The sequence below is a fragment of the Pseudomonas sp. F3-2 genome, from assembly GCF_038804275.1.
GTDB lineage: Bacteria > Pseudomonadota > Gammaproteobacteria > Pseudomonadales > Pseudomonadaceae > Aquipseudomonas.
This window is the reverse complement of record NZ_CP152388.1, coordinates 2,180,005-2,197,023: the sequence shown is the minus strand read 5'-3', so window position 1 is coordinate 2,197,023 and position 17,019 is coordinate 2,180,005. Positions and strand designations below refer to the sequence as shown.

The window sequence follows — 17,019 nt, the reverse complement described above, 5'->3', positions numbered from 1 at the left end:
TCCGAAAATCGCCGAAGCGGGTCAATGCCGGGCGCCCATGACCTTCATGGTTTCGACCCGCAGCTTGTCCCACAGCCGCGCATTGATTTCGCCGAAGCGTGGCGTCGACACCACTCGGCTGTCGCGGTCACGGTCCCAGCCGGTTTCGACCATGTCGATGAACAGTCCCGGCCGCGATGACATGACCCCCACCCGGTCCGAGAGCATTGCGGCCTCGTCCAGCGCGTGGGTGATCAGCAGAACGGTGGCACCGGTTTCACGCCACAGCCGCAGCAGTTCGTCGCCCATCAGCAGACGCGTCTGTTGATCCAGCGCGCCGAAGGGCTCGTCCATCAGAATGAGCCGCGGCTGCATGACCAGCGTGCGCGCGATGCAGACCCGCTGACGCATGCCGCCGGACAATTGCGCCGGGTACGCGCCGGCAAAATCCCGCAGCCCCATGAAGCCCAGTGCGTAGGCAACCCGGCGCTCGACCTCGGCGCCCTCGACGCCGCTGCGGCGCAGGCCGAAGGCGATGTTGTCGTGGACGGTGAGCCAAGGGAACGAGGCGTCTTCCTGAAACACCACGCCCACGCCATCCGGCACGTTGGTGATGACTTTGCCCTCGAACATCACTTCACCCGAGGTCGGCCGCGCCAGGCCCGACAGCACATCCATCAGCGTTGACTTGCCGCAGCCCGAAGGCCCCACCACGGAGAAGAACTCGCCTTTGTTCAAGGTCAGATCGATAGGCCCCAGCGCGGCAAACATCTCTTTGGTGCCAGCCTTTTTGAATGAACGAGTCACCTGACTCAAGGTGACATGCGGTGTGCGAGTATCCGGGGCCACCCGCAACGGTTCAACCGACCCGCCTTTCAATGCAAACGTCATTCTTCACTCCTCCAGATCGGCTGGTGAGACTTGAGCCTGACAAGGCTGAAAGCGTTCAAATTACAACGCATACGCTAGATATGAATGACATAGCAAGATAGACGCCAGAAAGCTTCCTGCCACTTTGAAGTATGGTCTTAATGAAATAAGACGATTGATTTATATGAATTTATTTATTGATTAAATGTTCAATTAGACAGGCATCTATCGGCTAAGCCGACAACTTTGGATCTCCCGCAAGGCCCAACTTTTATCAGGTACACACTACTCGCTCCAGCGTAGTGCTGAATCCGGGCGACTCGCACCAAAGCAGGACGCCGCCCACCGTCGCCGAAAGAGCCAATATGGCGCACAAAACAATGTATACGCTTGTTTCCTTTATAGGCGCCGGGTGCGCCGAATATCGGCGCCCCATAACATATCGCTTAACTTTCATTTTTAAATCAAACAGTTGTAATAACTAAAACTTCGTGCTCAGTCTCAACGCAGATTTGGCCTGCATTTTGCTCCGAGACCTTTAATAGCGTACAGAAACTAAAAGAACTCACGCTCAGCCTCATTTCTTGCCATGACCCAAGCATCCGATGCTATTAGGAGTTTCGAGAATGACCGCACAGCAATCCCGTTTTCGCTCAACCAGAACATTTGCCGCCATCGGCCTGGCAGCGTTATCGCTGGTGGCGTCATTCGCACGCGCCGATGAAATATCGGTGACCCAGTGGGGCACCAGTCTGTACGGATTGCCGTACGCGGTGGCGATGGAAAACGGCCTGTTCAAGAAAGCCGGTATCGACATCACTGGCATTCTGGGTTCAGGCGGTGGCGGCACCACCGTGCGCAATATCCTGGCCAGCGATACGCCTTATGGTGAAGTGGCAGTGGCCGCCGCCCTCGCCGCTCAGCGTCAGGGGCTGGACCTGGTGATCGTCAACATTGGCACGCGCTCCGTTGCCGAATCTTCGGTGGTTACCGTCAAGGGCTCACCGATCAAGGACATTAGTCAGCTGACGGGCAAGAAGGTCGCAATCACCTCGCCCAAAGGCGTGTCGGAAATGCTCCTGCTGATGTCACTCAAAGCCAAAGGCGTCGACGCCGGCAGTGTCACCCGCGTTGCGTCCGGCGGTTACGTCAACGGCCTCACATTGCTGGATCAGAAAGCCGTGGACGCAGCGGTACTGATCGAGCCCCTGTCGATCATTCGCAAGAACCAGTACGACACGCTCTATAAATCCAGCGATCTGCTGCCGCCGATGACCACCTCCGTTGGCATCACCACCCGGGAGTTCGCCAAGGCCCATCCCGACAAGCTGAAAGCGATCATCGAAGGCCGGCGAATGGGCGTCAAGGCGATCTACGACAACCCGCAACAGGCCGCCGACATTCTGGCCAAGAGTTTCAAGCTCGAGCCGGCCATCGCCAAAGAAGCGGTGGACAACATGATTGACCCGCACATGTGGAGCGAGGGCGATTTCAACCTCACCGAGCTGGAACGCATGGCCGACGCCCTGCGCCTCAATGGTGAACTGCAAGGCAACGTCGACTGGGCTGCGATCATGGACAAGTCTTACTTGCCGACCGACCTGCAGAAATAACCCGTCCGTCCAGCGATCCTGTGCACGAAACACGTCGCGTGCTGAGGTCGCTCGGCAGGAGGTCGCTGTCCGTCCGGCGTGTCGGTCATCGACCTCTTTCAAACTCTTTTGAATTATCGCCACAGGCCTGTCTCTGACGTACATATCAAGAAAAGTCAGCAGGTCACCCATGACATCGTTACAGCTCCTTTCCGAGCGCTCTGCCACCGCCCAGGCGCCGCAGGCGTCGGTCCATTCGCTCTACACCAGCCTTCTGCGCACGCCTGCTGAAGTCAGTCAGGACGCTGTGCGTGGATTCCTTCATCGGCAGCTCGATCAGGCCATAGGCCTGCCGTGCAACTTGCCCAACGACCTCGACGCCCTCCCCGACTGGGTCAGCGAGAACAGTCGTTCAGTGGCGGAGCGCTACGGGCAGTATCTGGATGACCGACGTGCGGGCAAGGGCCGCTCATTCTTCACCAACAAGGCCCACGCGCTGTACTTCCTGCAGCATGTTGCGCCGAGCAAGCTGGTGGACGGTGCTTGGCTGTATGGCAGCGTGAAGCATGCCGACGACTGGCGTTACCACGGCTTGATTCGCACCTACCTTGAAGAACTGGGTGACGGCGATCCGGCCATGAACCATGTGCTGCTCTACCGCAATCTGCTCATCGAGAATGATTGCGCCGCCGATGCGCCGCTGGCCGATGAGCTGTATCTGCAGGGCACGATCCAGTTGGCGCTGGGCCAGTTGTCGGACGAATTCCTGCCCGAGGTGATCGGCTACAACCTGGGTTATGAACAACTGCCGCTGCACCTGTTGATCACCTCGTTCGAACTCAGCGAGCTGGGCATCGACCCGTACTATTTCACCCTGCACGTCACCATCGACAATGCCAGCACCGGTCATGCGCACAAGGCTGTGCAAGCGGTGCTGGACCTGTTGCCCACCGACGAAAGCCGTTCGACGTTTCTGCAGCGGCTGCGCGCCGGTTATCTGCTCAACGACCTGGGCAAGGGCTCGTGCGATGTCATCAAAGCGTTCGACCTGGAGCAGGAAGTGGTTGCCATGCTCGAAGCCAAAAGCACCTTCGGCCAGCACATGCATTCCGATTACTGCCGACTGGAAGGCCGCACAGTGAACGAGTGGCTCGCCACCCCCGGCCAGAGCCGGGAGTTTCTGACCGCACTGGAAAATCGCGGCTGGATCAAGCGTAACCAGGATCCGCAGGACAGCCGCTTCTGGCAATTGATCGACGGTCCCGGTTCGGTGATGTTCGGCGTGTTCAACGGCTATGAGATGCAGCTGCTTCGGGACTGGATCGCAGGCGAGTGGCAGCCCGGCGACCCGGCGCGTCAGGCCAACCCGTTCCGTACGCGCTTCCGCCGCAAGGCCATGGCGGCAACTCCTGCCGTCGCCCCCGACATCAAGCCTGAGGTGGCCACCGTGCAGCCGATGGAGAGGCTGATTGCGCTGATCGCTCCCGATTCGCACCCCACGCCCGACGGGCTGGCCGCGACCCGAACCTTTGCCCAGCACCTTTCCCATGGAAGCCTGACACGATGAATCAGACCTACACCCTCGAACCGACCCTGGACACCGCCGATGTCGTGGACGCGGAGCGCTTGAACGAAACCCGCGATCTGGCGCTGCTGCAATTGGGTCAGTACCTGCAGGCGGAGGACTATAGGTTCGTGACCGTTACGCCGCTGACCCATGAGCGCGTCAATCAGCGTGAGGAAAACCGCACGGCGCGCAGCCTGCGGGACATTTTTGGCTGGAGCCGCTCGTTCGAAAACGGGCTGCTGCCTGACGAACGCATTCAGCCCCTGCTTGCCAGTGGCGTACTGCGCGCGCACGCCGGCCTGTGGGTCAGCGACGTGCGCTGGTCGAGCCTGGACGGTCTGCTGTTCGTACATTCAAGCTTCCCCACCGTCGCCCATGATTCGGTGTTTTTCGGGCCGGATACCTATCGCTTCGCCCAGGCAATCGAGGAACATCTGCGCACGTCGACGCACCCGATCCGCACTGCCGTGGACATCGGCTGCGGCAGCGGCGTCGGCGCTATCCTCATTGCCAGGGCGCGTCGCGATGCCCAAGTGCTTGCGGTGGACATCAATCCGACGGCGCTGCGCTTTACCGCGGTAAATGCTTCGCTGGCCGGCACCGACAATGTGTCGGCCTATCACAGCGACATCTTGGCAAGCACCACGGGCGAGTTCGACTTGATCGTGGCAAACCCGCCGTACATGCAAGACACCCAGCAACGTGCCTATCGCCATGGCGGCGAGCACCTGGGCTCGGAATTGTCGGTGCGCATCATGGCGCAGGCCATCGAACGGCTGACGCCCGGCGGTAGTCTGGTGCTGTACACCGGCGCGCCAAGCGTCGAGGGGGTCGATCTGTTTCTGCAACAGGCGCGTCCTCTCATCGATCGGGAGGATTTGGCGTGGTCATACCGCGAGATGGACCCTGACGTTTTTGGCGAAGAACTCGACACCGAGACCTACCGCAAAGCCGAGCGAATCGCCGCCGTGGTGCTGACCGTCACCAAACGGCGCTGAGCCAAGGCGCGCCCGTGAAATACCCGACTACGCCGGACGGCCGCTACTTCGTGGTCAGTGGCCGTCTGTGGCGTTGCTCCAACCCCTCCCTTTGCGCCGATGACCGACAACAGCGCGTCCATGATCTGATGGCCGCGCGGCAGGCGGTGAAGGCCGCGAAACATGCCCAAGACGACGCGGCCCTCAAGGCAGCCCGGCTTCGGGTCAACGCCGCGAAGATCGCGCTCGGCGAACGCGGCCCGGTGTGGTGGCAAGATGGCGCCCCGGATTTCAACCGTTTCAAGGTCGACAACACGCCCTACAGTGCCTGGTATCAGGCGCTGCTTGGCGAAGTGAGCTGATCGAGCGTCAGGCGGAATCCGGGCAAAAAAAAGCCCGCGCATGACGCGGGCCAAGAACGCACGCACTGCTATGAACGCAGCAGACCCTTCTTGAATTTCTGAATGAACAATGCCGTGTGCAGACCGCGAGTCAGAGCCGTAGCCTGAGACTCGAAGCTGCGGGCACTGCGATCAAACTCGTCGGCCACTCGGTCATCGGTCTGCGGTACCAGGTTTTGGCGGTTACGGGCGCTGGGTGCCATGGGTCGGATCCTCGCTATCGGAAATAGAAAAGGCCGCAGCATCACGCTGCGGCCCCTGGGTAGTTACAAGACAGGGTCAGTCTGAGACTCGACGCCCTGACCATAACCTGAGCCCAGATCGGCACCGGTCACCGGATCGGCACCCAGGTCGGATTTGGTGCGCTCTTTCATCATGGTCAGCGTGACCGACTCGTCCTCGCTCAAGGTCACCGAAGCGGTGCCGTCGCCGCCATCCACCGCCGGATGCGGGTTCTCGACGTACTCGAACTCGGCATCGCTGTTCCATGGACCGCGAACGTTCGGCTCGCCGTTGGACATGCTGAAGTAGGTGCGGCTGAACTCCGGCATCCCCGGCAGCTTGCCTTGCGGGAAGTTGGGCTGAATGGAATGCAGCGCCTTCTCGAACGACAACTGGTGAGCGATTTCACGGGTCATCAGGAAGCCCAGCGCATCCTTGATGCCAGGGTCAGTGGTGACGTTCATCAAGCGCTCGTAGACGATCTTGGCCCGCGCTTCGGCGGCGATGTTCGAGCGGAAGTCCGCTGTCGGCTCACCGATGGTGTCGATGTACGCGGCCGTCCACGGCACCCCGGCCGAGTTCACCAGTGGCGCACCGCCACCGTAAAGCAGGCTGGTGATGTGCGAGTCATTGCCCGCGCCGTTGAGGTCGCGATAGAGCTCGCCCTCTTCCTGAACGCCTTCGGCCATCTTGCCTTTGGCGCCCTTGTTGAGCATGACGATGATCGAGCCAATGATTTCCAGGTGGCTCAATTCTTCTGTCGCGATGTCCAGCAGAAGGTCCTTGCGACCTGGATCTTCTTCTGCCAACGCCTGAGTGAAGTAGCGGGTCGCGGCGGCGAGTTCGCCCTGCGCGCCACCAAATTGCTCGAGGAGCAAGTTGGCCAGGCCAGGGTTGGGTTCGGCGACACGGACGGTGTATTGCAGTCTTTTGTTATGCAGAAACATGGTTCATTCCTTCTTAGGCTAAGATCGGGTTCAACTTGTTTTCAGGCGATAACAACGCGCACAACTATCGCGGACGGTTTAAAAGAGGTTTAGTGCAACGCTCATATCATCAGAGGATTGGCCACAGTTGCAATTCAGCCAGACCTCAAAAGTTGCGACCGACGGACACATCGAAAAAGTTAAAAACACCGGGCTTAATACCGACCAATGGTACTAAGCGGACGATTAAACTCAATCGAGTGTTTCGCCAGCCGCAAACGTACAATCAACTAACGGCAACCGATTCGCGGTGAAGCCAATGAACCAACGAAAGCACACTTTTATTTCTTGGCCAGGGTCGCCGCCTGATTGCCACCTTGCTCGGCAATCGCCGACAGCTTCTCGTCAGCTGCTTTTTCCTCGGCCAACGTCTGCGCCAGCAAATCAGCCGCCTCGGTCATGCCCAGGTGTTTAGCCATCGCGATCAAGGTGCCGTAACTGGCGATCTCATAATGCTCGACCTTCTGGCAGGCGCCGATCAGCGCGGCATCGAGCACTTCGCCCTTTTCGATTTCCTCGAGCAGTTCCTTGCTTTCCTCGACCAGCCCCTCCATCGCCACGCACTTCATGCGCTTGAGTTTCAGCCCAGCCTGCTCGACCAGTTGATCGATGCGTTCGATCTGGCCCTGAGTCTCTTCCAGGTGCGAGGTGAACGCCTCTGCAAGCATGGGATTGGTCGAAGCCCGAGCCAGGCGCGGCAATGCCTTGGTGATTTGTTTTTCCGCACTGTAGACATCCGACAGTTCATGAATAAACAGATCGTCAACGGTTGTTCTAGCCATGGTCGATTCCTCGTCGTGTGACGTAGGTAGTTAAAGTTGAACGCGGGCGAACACTGCGGCCTGCTAGTTAACTCGACTGACGACCTGTGTTGTCTGTTCTCGCCGTTTACGGGCAAGCCGACGAAAGGCATAAGTTCGACTTTTCGACGACCGCTCGATGATGAACAGCGAACGATTCAAACGCCGCTTAGTCGGACTTACTTTTGTTCTTGATGCAGGCGTTTGAATGCACAAGTCAGCGCTGCAGACCTTCGATCCATCGGTCGGAACCGCCGGACATTTGTACGCTCATTAGTACTGCAGTTGAACGCCCGTTCAGGCGAGGGATTGAGACATGAGCGACGCACTTCAGGAATACAACCGCAAGCGGGACTTCGATGCCACGCCGGAACCTTCGGGTGAGCAACGTCCGAAAAGTGCCCGCAAACGCACGTCGACAAAGAGCGGGGACGCGCATGCGCTGCAATTTTGCATTCAGAAACACGACGCCACCCGGCTGCACTATGACTTCCGACTGGAGCTCGACGGCACGCTCAAAAGCTGGGCCGTTCCGAAGGGGCCGTCGCTGGACCCCAAGGCCAAGCGCCTGGCGGTTCACGTGGAAGACCATCCAATCGACTACGCCACGTTCGAGGGCAGCATTCCTGAAGGCCACTACGGCGCAGGCGATGTGATTGTCTGGGACCGGGGCATCTGGAAACCGCTGTCCGAGCCGGCAGAAGCGTTTGCCAAGGGCCGCTTGAAGTTCGAATTGCAGGGGGAAAAACTCAGCGGCGTCTGGAACCTGGTCAAGACGCACATTCCGGGCAAGCAGGAACAATGGTTTCTGATCAAGCATCAGGACGAGTTCTCACGCCCTGAATCGGAGTTCGACATCGTCCAGGCGCTGCCCGACAGCGTGCTCAGTGAGCGCACCCTGGTGCCCCGCAAACGCGGGGCCAAAGCGGCCGATCCCAAGCCGGTGACCAAGGTGCCGGCCCCACGCAAGAAGAAAGCCGGCACGGTGTTGTCCGAAGCGCGCGCCACTGCGCTTCCCGACAGCATCAAGCCGGAACTGGCGACACTCGTCGAGTCGGCGCCGGAAGGCGATTGGCGTTACGAAATCAAGTTCGACGGCTATCGGGTGATGGCGCGAGTGGACAACGGCAAGGTGCAGCTGTTTACCCGCAACGGCCATGACTGGACCCACAAACTGCCGCGCCAGGCTGAGGCCATTGCCAGCCTCGGACTGGAGTCGGCCTGGCTGGACGGCGAAATGGTCGTCGCCAACGACGAGGGCGTGCCGGATTTCCAGGCGCTGCAGAACGCCTTCGAAGCCGGGCGCAGCGGTAACATCGTGTATTACCTGTTTGATCTGCCGTACCTCAACGGCATGGACCTGCGTGAAGTGCCGGTGGAGCAGCGTCGTGCGGCGCTGGCGAAGGTACTGGAGAGCAGTGAGGATGAGGTTCTGAGGTTTTCCGAAGATTTCGGCGAGGCACCGGACGCGCTGCTCAACAGCGCCTGCCAGATGAAAATGGAAGGGCTGATCGGCAAACGTGTCGGCAGCCCCTACGTTTCGCGTCGCAGCAACGACTGGATCAAGCTCAAGTGCAAACGACGGCAGGAGTTTGTCGTGGTGGGCTACACCGACCCCAAGGGCGCGCGCAGCAAGTTCGGCGCCCTCATGCTGGGACTGCACGACGCCGACAGCGGCGAATTGCGCTACGCCGGGAAGGTCGGCACCGGCTTCAACGAGGACACGCTCAACACCCTCTACCAGCAGTTACTGCCGCTGGAGATTCGCCAGGCGGCAGTGGTCAATCCGCCCGCGGGTTTCGAAGCCAAGGGCGCGCACTGGCTCAAGCCGCAATTACTGGCCGAAGTCGCGTTCGCCGAAATCACCAAAGAGGGGTCCGTCAGGCACGCCGTGTTTCATGGCCTGCGCACCGACAAGCCCGCGCGGTCGATTACCGAAGAGCGCCCTGCCCCGGTCACTGAAGGCAAGGCCGCCAAGGGCAAAGCTGCCAAGCCGCGCGTCGCCAGGCCTACGCCTCCCGTCGAAGCGCCGGCCACCTCAGGCAAGATAAGGCTGACCCATCCCGAGCGGGTGATCGATCCCACCAGCGGTGCGACCAAACGCGATCTCGCCGATTACTACATCGGCATTCGCGACTGGTTGATGCCGCAACTGGCCCAGCGGCCAGTCGCGCTGGTCAGGGCGCCGGAAGGCATCACCGGCGAGTTGTTCTTCCAGAAGAACGCCGATCGCCTGGCGATTCCCGGGGTCGAGACCATGGGCAAAGAATACACGGGCCATCCAGTGATGCTGCTGAACACGCTCGAAGCGCTGATCGGTGCGGTGCAGATGAGCACCATCGAACTGCACACCTGGAATGCCGTCGCAGGCGATCTGCAACGTCCCGACCGCTTCGTGCTGGATCTGGACCCGGATCCGGCGCTGCCGTGGAAAAGCATGGTGGAAGCGACCCAGCTCACGCTCGCCGTGCTGGACGAACTGGGCCTGGAATGCTTCCTCAAGACCAGTGGTGGCAAAGGCATTCACCTGGTCGTGCCGCTGACGCCCAAGGACGACTGGGACGCGGTGAAGACGTTCAGCCATGCCATCGTCAAACACATCGCCAAGCTGCTGCCTGATCGGTTCTCTGCGGTGTCCGGGCCGAAGAACCGCGTGGGCCGCATCTTCATCGACTACCTGCGCAACGGGCTGGGCGCCACCACCATCTGCGCGTACTCGCCTCGCACCCGCGAGGGTCTGCCGGTGTCGGTGCCGATCTTTCGGGAAGAACTGCTGGAGATCAAAGGCGCGAACGTCTGGAACATCCACAACATCCATGAGCGGCTGGGTGAGCTCGACACCGATCCGTGGGCGGACCTAGATCAAGTGCAGCAAACCATCACCGCCGAGATGCGCCGGCGCGTTGGGCTCGAGGGCTGAAGCGGCGCGCTGTCCCAGGGAGCGATGCACGCCAGGCCTCGCGCGCCCCGAATGCCATGACGGCGACGCCGACACGCGCTACATTTTGCTGCAGGCCGCAGCGCCGAGCGCCTCGCCGTGAGCAACTCTGCTAACGTGGGCCGCCACTGCGACCGCATTGATCACAGACCACGCCCAAGGAGAGTCATGTTCGAATTCATCAGTCTGGCCGTTCTCATCGGCATTGGCGGCACTGCGTTGCTGGACCTCTGGGCGCGCCTGCTAAAAGCCGTGCTCGGTCTGCCGACGCCCCCGTGGCATCTGGTCGGACGCTGGTTCGCCAGCATGCGCAACGGTCAGTTCGTCCATCGCAACGGTATCGGCGATTCGCCACAGGTCCACAACGAACTGGCCATTGGCTGGGTCATGCATTACGTGGTCGGCATCGTCTTCGCCGCGGCACTGCTGCTGATCTGGGGCGTACAGTGGGCCCATTCACCGACGTTCACACCGGCGCTGATCGTCGGGCTGGTCACCGTGGCGGCCGGCTGGTACATCCTGCAGCCGGGCATGGGCGTCGGGGTGGCCTGCAACCGGGCACCGCAACCGAACGTGGCGCGCCTGCAGAACATCGTCGGGCACATCGTCTTCGCCCTCGGCATGTACATTACGGCGCTGCTGGTGGGCTGATCGCTCACGCCTGCTGAACGGATCCGGCTGAACCTCTGGACGACGATGGGGTTCTGAAACATCAGCAACCATCGTCAGGCCGCTTCTTGGGTTTTACCGTTGCGGCCCTTCCCGATTCACTGCCTTTCGTTCAAGGAGACATTCATGACTCAAACGGCCTTGGTCGTCGGTGCCAGCGGCATCGTCGGCAGCGCAACCACTCGACTGTTGCTCGACAACGGCTGGCAAGTCGCCGCCCTCTCCCGCCACCCGGAGCAGGCACCGGGCATCATTCCGGTCGCCGCAGACCTTCAGGATCCGGCCGCGCTCGAAAACGCACTCGCCGGCATCGAGCCCACTCACGTGTTCATCACCACGTGGTCGCGTCAGGCGACGGAGGCGGAGAACATCAGGGTTAACGCTGCGATGGTGCGTAACGTGCTCAACGCCCTCAGCCCACAGAAAAGCGTCCAGCACGTCGCGCTGGTCACCGGCCTGAAGCACTACCTGGGCCCGTTCGAGGCCTACGGCAAAGGCTCGCTGCCACAAACGCCGTTCCGTGAAGAACAAGGCCGTCTGGACGTCGAGAACTTCTATTACGCCCAGGAAGACGAAGTGTTCGCGGCCGCCGAGCGCGACGGTTTTACCTGGAGCGTGCACCGTCCCCACACCATCACCGGCGTTGCGGTGGGCAATGCGATGAACATGGCGACCACCCTTGCGGTGTATGCCTCGATCTGCAAAGCCACCGGCCGGCCGTTCGTGTTCCCCGGCTCGCGGGTGCAGTGGGACAGCCTCACCGACATGACCGACGCCCGTCAGCTGGCCAAACAGCAATTGTGGGCGGCGACCACCCCGGCAGCGGCGAATCAGGCGTTCAACGTCACCAACGGCGATGTGTTTCGCTGGAAGTGGATGTGGGGCCAGATCGCCGGTTACTTCGGGCTTCACCCGGCGGATTTCCCGGCCGACGTGTCGCCGCTGGAAAAACAGATGGCCGACGACCAGGCTGCCTGGGCCGACATCGTGCGTGAGAACGACCTGAAAGAAGCCGACATCAGCCGCCTGATTTCGCCTTGGCACACCGATGCCGACCTCGGTCGTCCGATTGAAGTGGTGACCGACATGTCGAAAAGCCGCGCGCTGGGCTTCAAAGAGTTTCAGGCCAGCGATCAGGCGTTTTTCGATGTCTTCGATGAACTGCGCGCACAGCGGCTGATTCCGTAAGCCGCTGTTCGTGCGTCGGCATGGCGTCGCTTCGGGAACGAGCGGCGCTTAAACGGTTGCCACCAGCCTGCCAACATCGGCGATCAGCGCATCGAGCTGGTCGCTGCTCCCCCTCGCGTCGCTGCAGTAGACCGTCACAAAGAGTGGTGGACGACGCGGCGGCCATATCACCGCCACATCGTTGCTGGCATTCCTGCCGTTCGAACCGGTCTTGTCACCCACCCGCCATCCTTCGGGCAGACCGGCGCGCAGCTTGTCGTCGCCGGTCTTGTTGTTCACCAGCCAGGCAATCAGCTGATCCCGCGAAGCCGGCGACAGGACGTCGCCGAGCACCAGCCGGTTCAGCGTTTGCAGCATGGCGTGAGGCGTGGTGGTGTCCTGCAAGTCGCCCGGGCGGTTTTCATTGAGCTCGGGTTCGCGACGATCGAGGCGAGTGGCCGGATCGCCAATCGACCGCAGCCATGCGGTCAGCGCCTGCGGGCCGCCGAGACTGTCCAGCAGCAGGTTGGCCGCCGTGTTGTCACTCAACGTGATCGCTGCCTCACACACCGAACCGACGCTGAGGCCGCCGCCATCGGCATGTTTTTCCGTCGTCGGCGAATACGGCACCAATTGCTCTTTGCCATAGACCAGAAGGCGCGACAGGTCTTCCTGCTGGCGATCGACGCGCGCCAGCACGCAGGCAACGGCCAGGCATTTGAAGGTGCTGCAGAGGGCAAAACGCTCATCGCCGCGATGGCTGATCATGCGTTGGCTGGCGGTGTCGAAGATGGCGACCCCAAGGCGTCCGCCATGCCGGCGCTCCAGTGCCGCCAGTCGCTGTTCGAGGGAAAGGCCGGCGCCGCCAGCCAGTGAAGGGATCATCAACAATGAGGGGCCGACCAACAGCGTCGCGCCGATCAGGGTTCTGCGTGTAATCAAAATTTACGTCCTTGTAATGGCAGATGAACGAGCCGATCACCGGAACGGGTGGCCGCCTTCCACGGACACCACTGCACCTCGGTGATCATTTCAATCAGGCCGGCACGCCGAGGATGATGTGCGAGGCCTTGATCACCGCCGTGGCGCTGACGCCTGGCGCCAGACCCAGCTCAGTCACGGCCTCGCGGGTGACGATAGAATAGACTTCGGTTCCGCCGGCCAAGGCGATCACCACTTCGGCGTTGACGGCGCCATCGCTCACCCGCGTGACCTTGCCTTCCAAGCAGTTGCGCGCCGACACACGAAAGCCGCTGGCGTCGGTCATCAGCATCACCCAAGGCGCCTTGATCAACGCCACCGCCTCCTTGCCGACGGCAAGGCCCAGGCTCTTGACGCTTTGCAAGGTGACGACGGCAACCAGTTCTTCGCCGCCTGGCAACGTCAACGCCACTTCGGCATTGACCGAACCGTCCTGAATCTTGCTGACGACACCTTTGAACACGTTACGGGCGCTGACTTTCATGTCTTGAATCCTGGAGATGAGAGGGAAAAATCGCCGCTCATCATCAGATTTCCCGCCGTAGTATTGCAACCCCGGCGTCGGCGTTCCTGGCGGATTACCGTGCCACTCCCAGACCGGCCGGAGCCTTTACTGCCGCTGCCGATGGAAGCTGGACACCGACAGCACCCAGGTAATCAGCCGGGCGGTGGCGGGGTTTTCGTGGTCTTCGTGGCTCGCCGCCAGTTCGCCCGCCAGCGAGGCCAGCGATTGCGGCAGCAGCCATGAAATCTCCTGCTCGGTGGTCTGAAACGAAACCGGGCTGTCTTCTTTCTCGAACGCTGGCCATTCACTCATTTCGGCGACTCCTCAAACCTGTCCTGCACACGCATGGATGTTTACAGATCGAGCACCAACGGCCCTTGGGCCGGGACTGCGCAGCAGATCAGCACGTGGTCGCTGTCCGGCATTTCGGCCGGCGGGACCGGGTAATGCACCTGGCCACTGACGAGCCGGGTCTTGCAGGTGCCGCATGAACCGCCGCGGCAACTGTATTCAGGGTTCAGGCCACGGCTTTCGGCCAGCTCCAGCAGACTGCCGCCCTCGGGTTGCCAACGGGCTTCCTTGGCGGACTTTTCGAACAGCACCGGCACCGATGTCGTGGCGGCGGGCGGTTGCTGCACGGCGCTCGTTTGCTCGTCACGGGTGCGCTTGAGGCTGGAGGGCCCGAAGGTTTCGGCGTGAATCCGTTCATCGCGAATGTGCATGGCCCGCAAGCCGTCATACAACGCCTGGGTGAAGCTGGTCGGCCCACAGACGTAAAAGTCGAAATCGTCGAACGGCAACAGCGCTTTGAGCAGGTCCAGGTCAATCCGCCCTGTCGCGTGGAAGTCTTCACCTGCGCGGGCCCCGCTTTCCGGCTGGCTGAGCACGCGCAAGGCGGTCAGCTGGTTTCCAGCCTCGGCAATCAGTGTGTCCAATTCCTCGCGAAACGCCAGATCCACCAGACGACGTGCACTTTGAATGAACCATGTCGCCCGCCCTCCCCGCGTCCGTTTGCCTTCGTAGATCACCTCGCGCAGCATCGACAGCATGGGCGTCACGCCAATGCCTGCTCCCAGCAGCACCAGCGGCCTGGGCTCTTGCGGATCGACGACGAAGCTGCCCTGCGGCGCACGCGCCTCCAGCACATCGCCCACCCGCACCCGATCATGCAGATGCGCCGAAGCCAGGCCCTCACGCTTCACGCTGATGCGGAAAAAATCATCGGACGGCGCGCTGGATACGCTGTAGGTCCTGATCAGCGGCCTGGCCTGATCCGCCAGGTTCAGGCGCAACGGCAGATGCTGCCCGGCCTTGAACGCCGGCAGGCCGGCGCCATCGGCAGGTTCGAAGTAAAACGAGCGGATGCCGGCGCTTTCATCCTCGATGCGCGTCACCCGCAGCGGCCGCCATTGATCGCGCAACGCGTCGGCCTGCAGCCGGGCAGCAGTCTGCTGCCAGTCACCGGTCATCAGACTGTTGGGCGAAAACCCTTGAAACTCCCAGCGCGAGCGCAGGGCCGCAGGCCGCCGAACCACGGCCTCGACCTGCACTTGCCAGAGCCGCTCGGCGCCTTGAAACGCGGCGATTTCCGGGCCGTCGAGAATCAAGGTGACGCGTCCGGCCAGTTGCAGCAGATCCCCTGTGGCAAAGTCGATGAAGACCAGGCCAGCCTTGGGATTGAGCTTGAAATTGCCCAGCGTGTTGAAGTGCAGGTTGCCGGCGAAATCCGGAATCGTCAGCACGTCGCCTTCGACCCTGACGAACCCGGCCTGACCGCCGCGATGAGAAACATCCACCGAGCGATGTGGCTGCTCGCCTTCAAGGTCCACGTAACTGGCGACAAAAAAGGTATCGGCGCCCCGAATCGTCGCCACCGCTGCTTCATCCAGTGCAGTCATGCGTTGCACCGGCGCACGCTCGGCCACGTAGGGCAGAGCGACTTGCTTGAGCTCGCGCAACTGAATGTATTGCGGGCAGTTGCCGAAAGAGTGCTCGACCTCCACCGAAAAACCGTCTTCACCGACTTCAGTGATGTGCCCGTTGATGCGGTTGCGGCGCCGGGTGTGCAGATCGATGCCGAGCATGCCCAATGCGGTGCCGGGAGCGAACGCCGAGCCCATCGGGTCATCGGCGTCCGGCAAACGGGCAATGTCCAGGCGGCGCGGATCCGGCGAATCGATGAAGCCGGCATCGGCGTCGATCAGGCTCGCCCATGGCCAGCCCTGCGCATCCACGGCCCCGACCAGCAGATACGGCAGGTGCTCGTAGAACTCGCGGTGCTGGTCGGGCATGTAGTCACGAATGACACGCTTGCCTTGAGCCTCCATCCGCTCGGCCACGCCGATGGTCGCTTGCAGCGCCCGCTCGCCGTCGTGCCAGGGTGATGGTTTGTTCGATGCGATGTCATTCATGGCACAACCTCCTCGGATGAAGCAGTGCGGCGCCGTCAGGGCCGAGCGTGGGTAGCGAAGGTGCTCAGGCTTGAAGGCCGGCGGCAGTGCGCGGCATCGGCACGAAGCCTTCCAGCGCTTCGATGCGGTCAAGCCAGGCCAGGACGTTCGGGTACTGGCTCAACGAAACGTTACCTTCCGGCGCATGGGCGATATAACTGTAGGCGGCTACGTCGGCGATGGTGGGATGATCTGCGGCCAGAAATTCACGACCTTGCAGATGCTCATCGATGATCTTCAGGATGGCGTGGGCGCGTTCGATGGTGTCCTGCGGATCGAAGGCGGCACCGAATACCGTGATCAGCCGTGCTCTGGCCGGACCGTTGTTGATCTGGCCCGACGCCGTCGACAGCCAGCGTTGGACTTCAGCCGCGATGACCGGGTCGGCCGGCAGCCACTTGCCGGAGGGATCGTAGGTCTTGGCGAGGTACACCAGAATGGCGGTCGAATCGGCGATGACCACGCCGTTGTCGTCGATCACCGGCACTTGGCCGAACTTGTTCAGCGCCAGGAATTCCGGGGCTTTCTGGGCACCGTTGGCCAGGTCGACAAAGTGCTCCTCTGGCTTGAGGCCCAGCAGTGACAACATCAGTTGTGCACGGTGGGAGTGGCCGGAAAGCGGGAAGTGATAGAAGTTGATTGCATTCATGATGGCGCTCCAGATTGGGTTGGTTGGAAGAACTGGAGCCGATGCTGCGCTTTACCGTTACTGCTGTGAATAACCAGAAAACGCAATCGAGCATTTCAGCTACTGAAACGATCGTTGGATTTCCTGGCATGCGCACCTGCGCCGCGGCCCGCTTCTCTGTTTAGTCAACCTGCGAACCGAGTCCTGAATTCGAAACAATTTGAAATAAGTCCTTGACGAGGGTGCCTTGGATACGACCTCATATTGGCGTACGTCCATACTCTTGA

Annotated in this window: 16 protein-coding genes; 7 read left to right on the top strand and 9 right to left on the bottom strand. The window is 61.2% G+C overall.

The genetic code is table 11. The features are described 5' to 3' along the window. Positions 1 to 21: 21 nt before the first annotated feature. On the bottom strand, positions 22 to 870 hold the full coding sequence (locus AAGQ88_RS10045; protein ID WP_342655179.1) for an ABC transporter ATP-binding protein: 849 nt from the start codon (positions 868 to 870) through the stop codon (positions 22 to 24). 605 nt (positions 871 to 1,475) lie between these two features. On the opposite strand from AAGQ88_RS10045, the gene AAGQ88_RS10040 reads away from it, so the two are divergent. The 4 genes from AAGQ88_RS10040 (at position 1,476) to AAGQ88_RS10025 (ending at position 5,347) form a co-directional block, all read left to right on the top strand. Beyond that, positions 1,476 to 2,462: an ABC transporter substrate-binding protein gene (locus tag AAGQ88_RS10040; protein ID WP_342655178.1), complete on the top strand. Its 987-nt coding sequence runs from the start codon at positions 1,476 to 1,478 to the stop codon at positions 2,460 to 2,462. A gap of 169 nt (positions 2,463 to 2,631) precedes the next feature. Beyond that, complete coding sequence (locus AAGQ88_RS10035; protein WP_342655177.1) at positions 2,632 to 4,008, top strand: iron-containing redox enzyme family protein; 1,377 nt, start codon at positions 2,632 to 2,634, stop codon at positions 4,006 to 4,008. Next, the gene (locus tag AAGQ88_RS10030) at positions 4,005 to 5,006 is read left to right on the top strand and encodes a class I SAM-dependent methyltransferase (protein WP_342655176.1); all 1,002 of its coding nucleotides are present in this window, start codon (positions 4,005 to 4,007) and stop codon (positions 5,004 to 5,006) included. Before AAGQ88_RS10035 ends, AAGQ88_RS10030 begins: the two co-directional genes overlap by 4 nt. 14 nt (positions 5,007 to 5,020) lie before the next feature. Further along, entirely contained in the window at positions 5,021 to 5,347 is a 327-nt protein-coding gene (locus tag AAGQ88_RS10025) for a hypothetical protein (protein WP_342655175.1), read from the top strand. A 68-nt stretch (positions 5,348 to 5,415) separates the two neighbouring features. Here AAGQ88_RS10025 and AAGQ88_RS10020 read toward each other — a convergent pair whose 3' ends face one another. The 3 genes from AAGQ88_RS10020 to AAGQ88_RS10010 all read right to left on the bottom strand — a co-directional run bounded on the left by AAGQ88_RS10020 (position 5,416) and on the right by AAGQ88_RS10010 (position 7,376). Continuing rightward, on the bottom strand, positions 5,416 to 5,589 hold the full coding sequence (locus tag AAGQ88_RS10020; RefSeq protein WP_285423431.1) for a hypothetical protein: 174 nt from the start codon (positions 5,587 to 5,589) through the stop codon (positions 5,416 to 5,418). 63 nt (positions 5,590 to 5,652) lie between these two features. Next, the gene (locus AAGQ88_RS10015; protein WP_342655174.1) at positions 5,653 to 6,555 is read right to left on the bottom strand and encodes a manganese catalase family protein; all 903 of its coding nucleotides are present in this window, start codon (positions 6,553 to 6,555) and stop codon (positions 5,653 to 5,655) included. A gap of 320 nt (positions 6,556 to 6,875) precedes the next feature. Next, positions 6,876 to 7,376, bottom strand: coding sequence for a ferritin-like domain-containing protein (locus tag AAGQ88_RS10010; protein ID WP_093467791.1), 501 nt, complete (start codon positions 7,374 to 7,376; stop codon positions 6,876 to 6,878). Between the two features lie 334 nt (positions 7,377 to 7,710). On the opposite strand from AAGQ88_RS10010, the gene ligD reads away from it, so the two are divergent. From ligD to AAGQ88_RS09995, 3 genes are all read left to right on the top strand, one after another. Further along, the gene (gene ligD / locus AAGQ88_RS10005) at positions 7,711 to 10,314 is read left to right on the top strand and encodes a DNA ligase D (RefSeq protein ID WP_342655173.1); all 2,604 of its coding nucleotides are present in this window, start codon (positions 7,711 to 7,713) and stop codon (positions 10,312 to 10,314) included. A gap of 186 nt (positions 10,315 to 10,500) precedes the next feature. Further along, a complete protein-coding gene (locus tag AAGQ88_RS10000; RefSeq protein WP_342655172.1) occupies positions 10,501 to 10,983 on the top strand; it encodes a DUF2938 domain-containing protein in 483 nt (160 codons plus the stop codon). A gap of 144 nt (positions 10,984 to 11,127) precedes the next feature. Next, positions 11,128 to 12,189 (top strand): SDR family oxidoreductase, encoded by a 1,062-nt coding sequence (locus AAGQ88_RS09995; protein ID WP_342655171.1) that lies wholly within the window; start codon positions 11,128 to 11,130, stop codon positions 12,187 to 12,189. A gap of 48 nt (positions 12,190 to 12,237) precedes the next feature. Here the strand turns inward: AAGQ88_RS09995 and bla are convergent, their stop codons facing one another. The 5 genes from bla to AAGQ88_RS09970 form a co-directional block, all read right to left on the bottom strand. Further along, positions 12,238 to 13,110: a class A beta-lactamase gene (bla, locus tag AAGQ88_RS09990; RefSeq protein WP_342655170.1), complete on the bottom strand. Its 873-nt coding sequence runs from the start codon at positions 13,108 to 13,110 to the stop codon at positions 12,238 to 12,240. Between the two features lie 94 nt (positions 13,111 to 13,204). Then, positions 13,205 to 13,633 carry a TOBE domain-containing protein gene (locus AAGQ88_RS09985; protein WP_342655169.1) on the bottom strand — a complete coding sequence of 143 codons (429 nt, stop codon included), beginning with the start codon at positions 13,631 to 13,633 and terminating at the stop codon, positions 13,205 to 13,207. Between the two features lie 126 nt (positions 13,634 to 13,759). After that, complete coding sequence (locus AAGQ88_RS09980) at positions 13,760 to 13,966, bottom strand: hypothetical protein (RefSeq protein WP_285423425.1); 207 nt, start codon at positions 13,964 to 13,966, stop codon at positions 13,760 to 13,762. A 41-nt stretch (positions 13,967 to 14,007) separates the two neighbouring features. Next, positions 14,008 to 16,065: a pyridoxamine 5'-phosphate oxidase family protein gene (locus AAGQ88_RS09975; protein ID WP_342655168.1), complete on the bottom strand. Its 2,058-nt coding sequence runs from the start codon at positions 16,063 to 16,065 to the stop codon at positions 14,008 to 14,010. Between the two features lie 64 nt (positions 16,066 to 16,129). Then, positions 16,130 to 16,753, bottom strand: coding sequence for a glutathione S-transferase (locus AAGQ88_RS09970; RefSeq protein WP_342655167.1), 624 nt, complete (start codon positions 16,751 to 16,753; stop codon positions 16,130 to 16,132). Positions 16,754 to 17,019: the final 266 nt, after the last annotated feature.

Coding starts and splice junctions, on each gene's coding strand:
- AAGQ88_RS10045 (WP_342655179.1), bottom strand. CDS start 870: ATGACGTTTGCATTGAAAGGCGGGTCGGTTGAACCGTTGCGGGTGGCC.
- AAGQ88_RS10040 (WP_342655178.1), top strand. CDS start 1,476: ATGACCGCACAGCAATCCCGTTTTCGCTCAACCAGAACATTTGCCGCC.
- AAGQ88_RS10035 (WP_342655177.1), top strand. CDS start 2,632: ATGACATCGTTACAGCTCCTTTCCGAGCGCTCTGCCACCGCCCAGGCG.
- AAGQ88_RS10030 (WP_342655176.1), top strand. CDS start 4,005: ATGAATCAGACCTACACCCTCGAACCGACCCTGGACACCGCCGATGTC.
- AAGQ88_RS10020 (WP_285423431.1), bottom strand. CDS start 5,589: ATGGCACCCAGCGCCCGTAACCGCCAAAACCTGGTACCGCAGACCGAT.
- AAGQ88_RS10015 (WP_342655174.1), bottom strand. CDS start 6,555: ATGTTTCTGCATAACAAAAGACTGCAATACACCGTCCGTGTCGCCGAA.
- AAGQ88_RS10010 (WP_093467791.1), bottom strand. CDS start 7,376: ATGGCTAGAACAACCGTTGACGATCTGTTTATTCATGAACTGTCGGAT.
- ligD (WP_342655173.1), top strand. CDS start 7,711: ATGAGCGACGCACTTCAGGAATACAACCGCAAGCGGGACTTCGATGCC.
- AAGQ88_RS10000 (WP_342655172.1), top strand. CDS start 10,501: ATGTTCGAATTCATCAGTCTGGCCGTTCTCATCGGCATTGGCGGCACT.
- AAGQ88_RS09995 (WP_342655171.1), top strand. CDS start 11,128: ATGACTCAAACGGCCTTGGTCGTCGGTGCCAGCGGCATCGTCGGCAGC.
- AAGQ88_RS09985 (WP_342655169.1), bottom strand. CDS start 13,633: ATGAAAGTCAGCGCCCGTAACGTGTTCAAAGGTGTCGTCAGCAAGATT.
- AAGQ88_RS09980 (WP_285423425.1), bottom strand. CDS start 13,966: ATGAGTGAATGGCCAGCGTTCGAGAAAGAAGACAGCCCGGTTTCGTTT.
- AAGQ88_RS09975 (WP_342655168.1), bottom strand. CDS start 16,065: ATGAATGACATCGCATCGAACAAACCATCACCCTGGCACGACGGCGAG.
- AAGQ88_RS09970 (WP_342655167.1), bottom strand. CDS start 16,753: ATGAATGCAATCAACTTCTATCACTTCCCGCTTTCCGGCCACTCCCAC.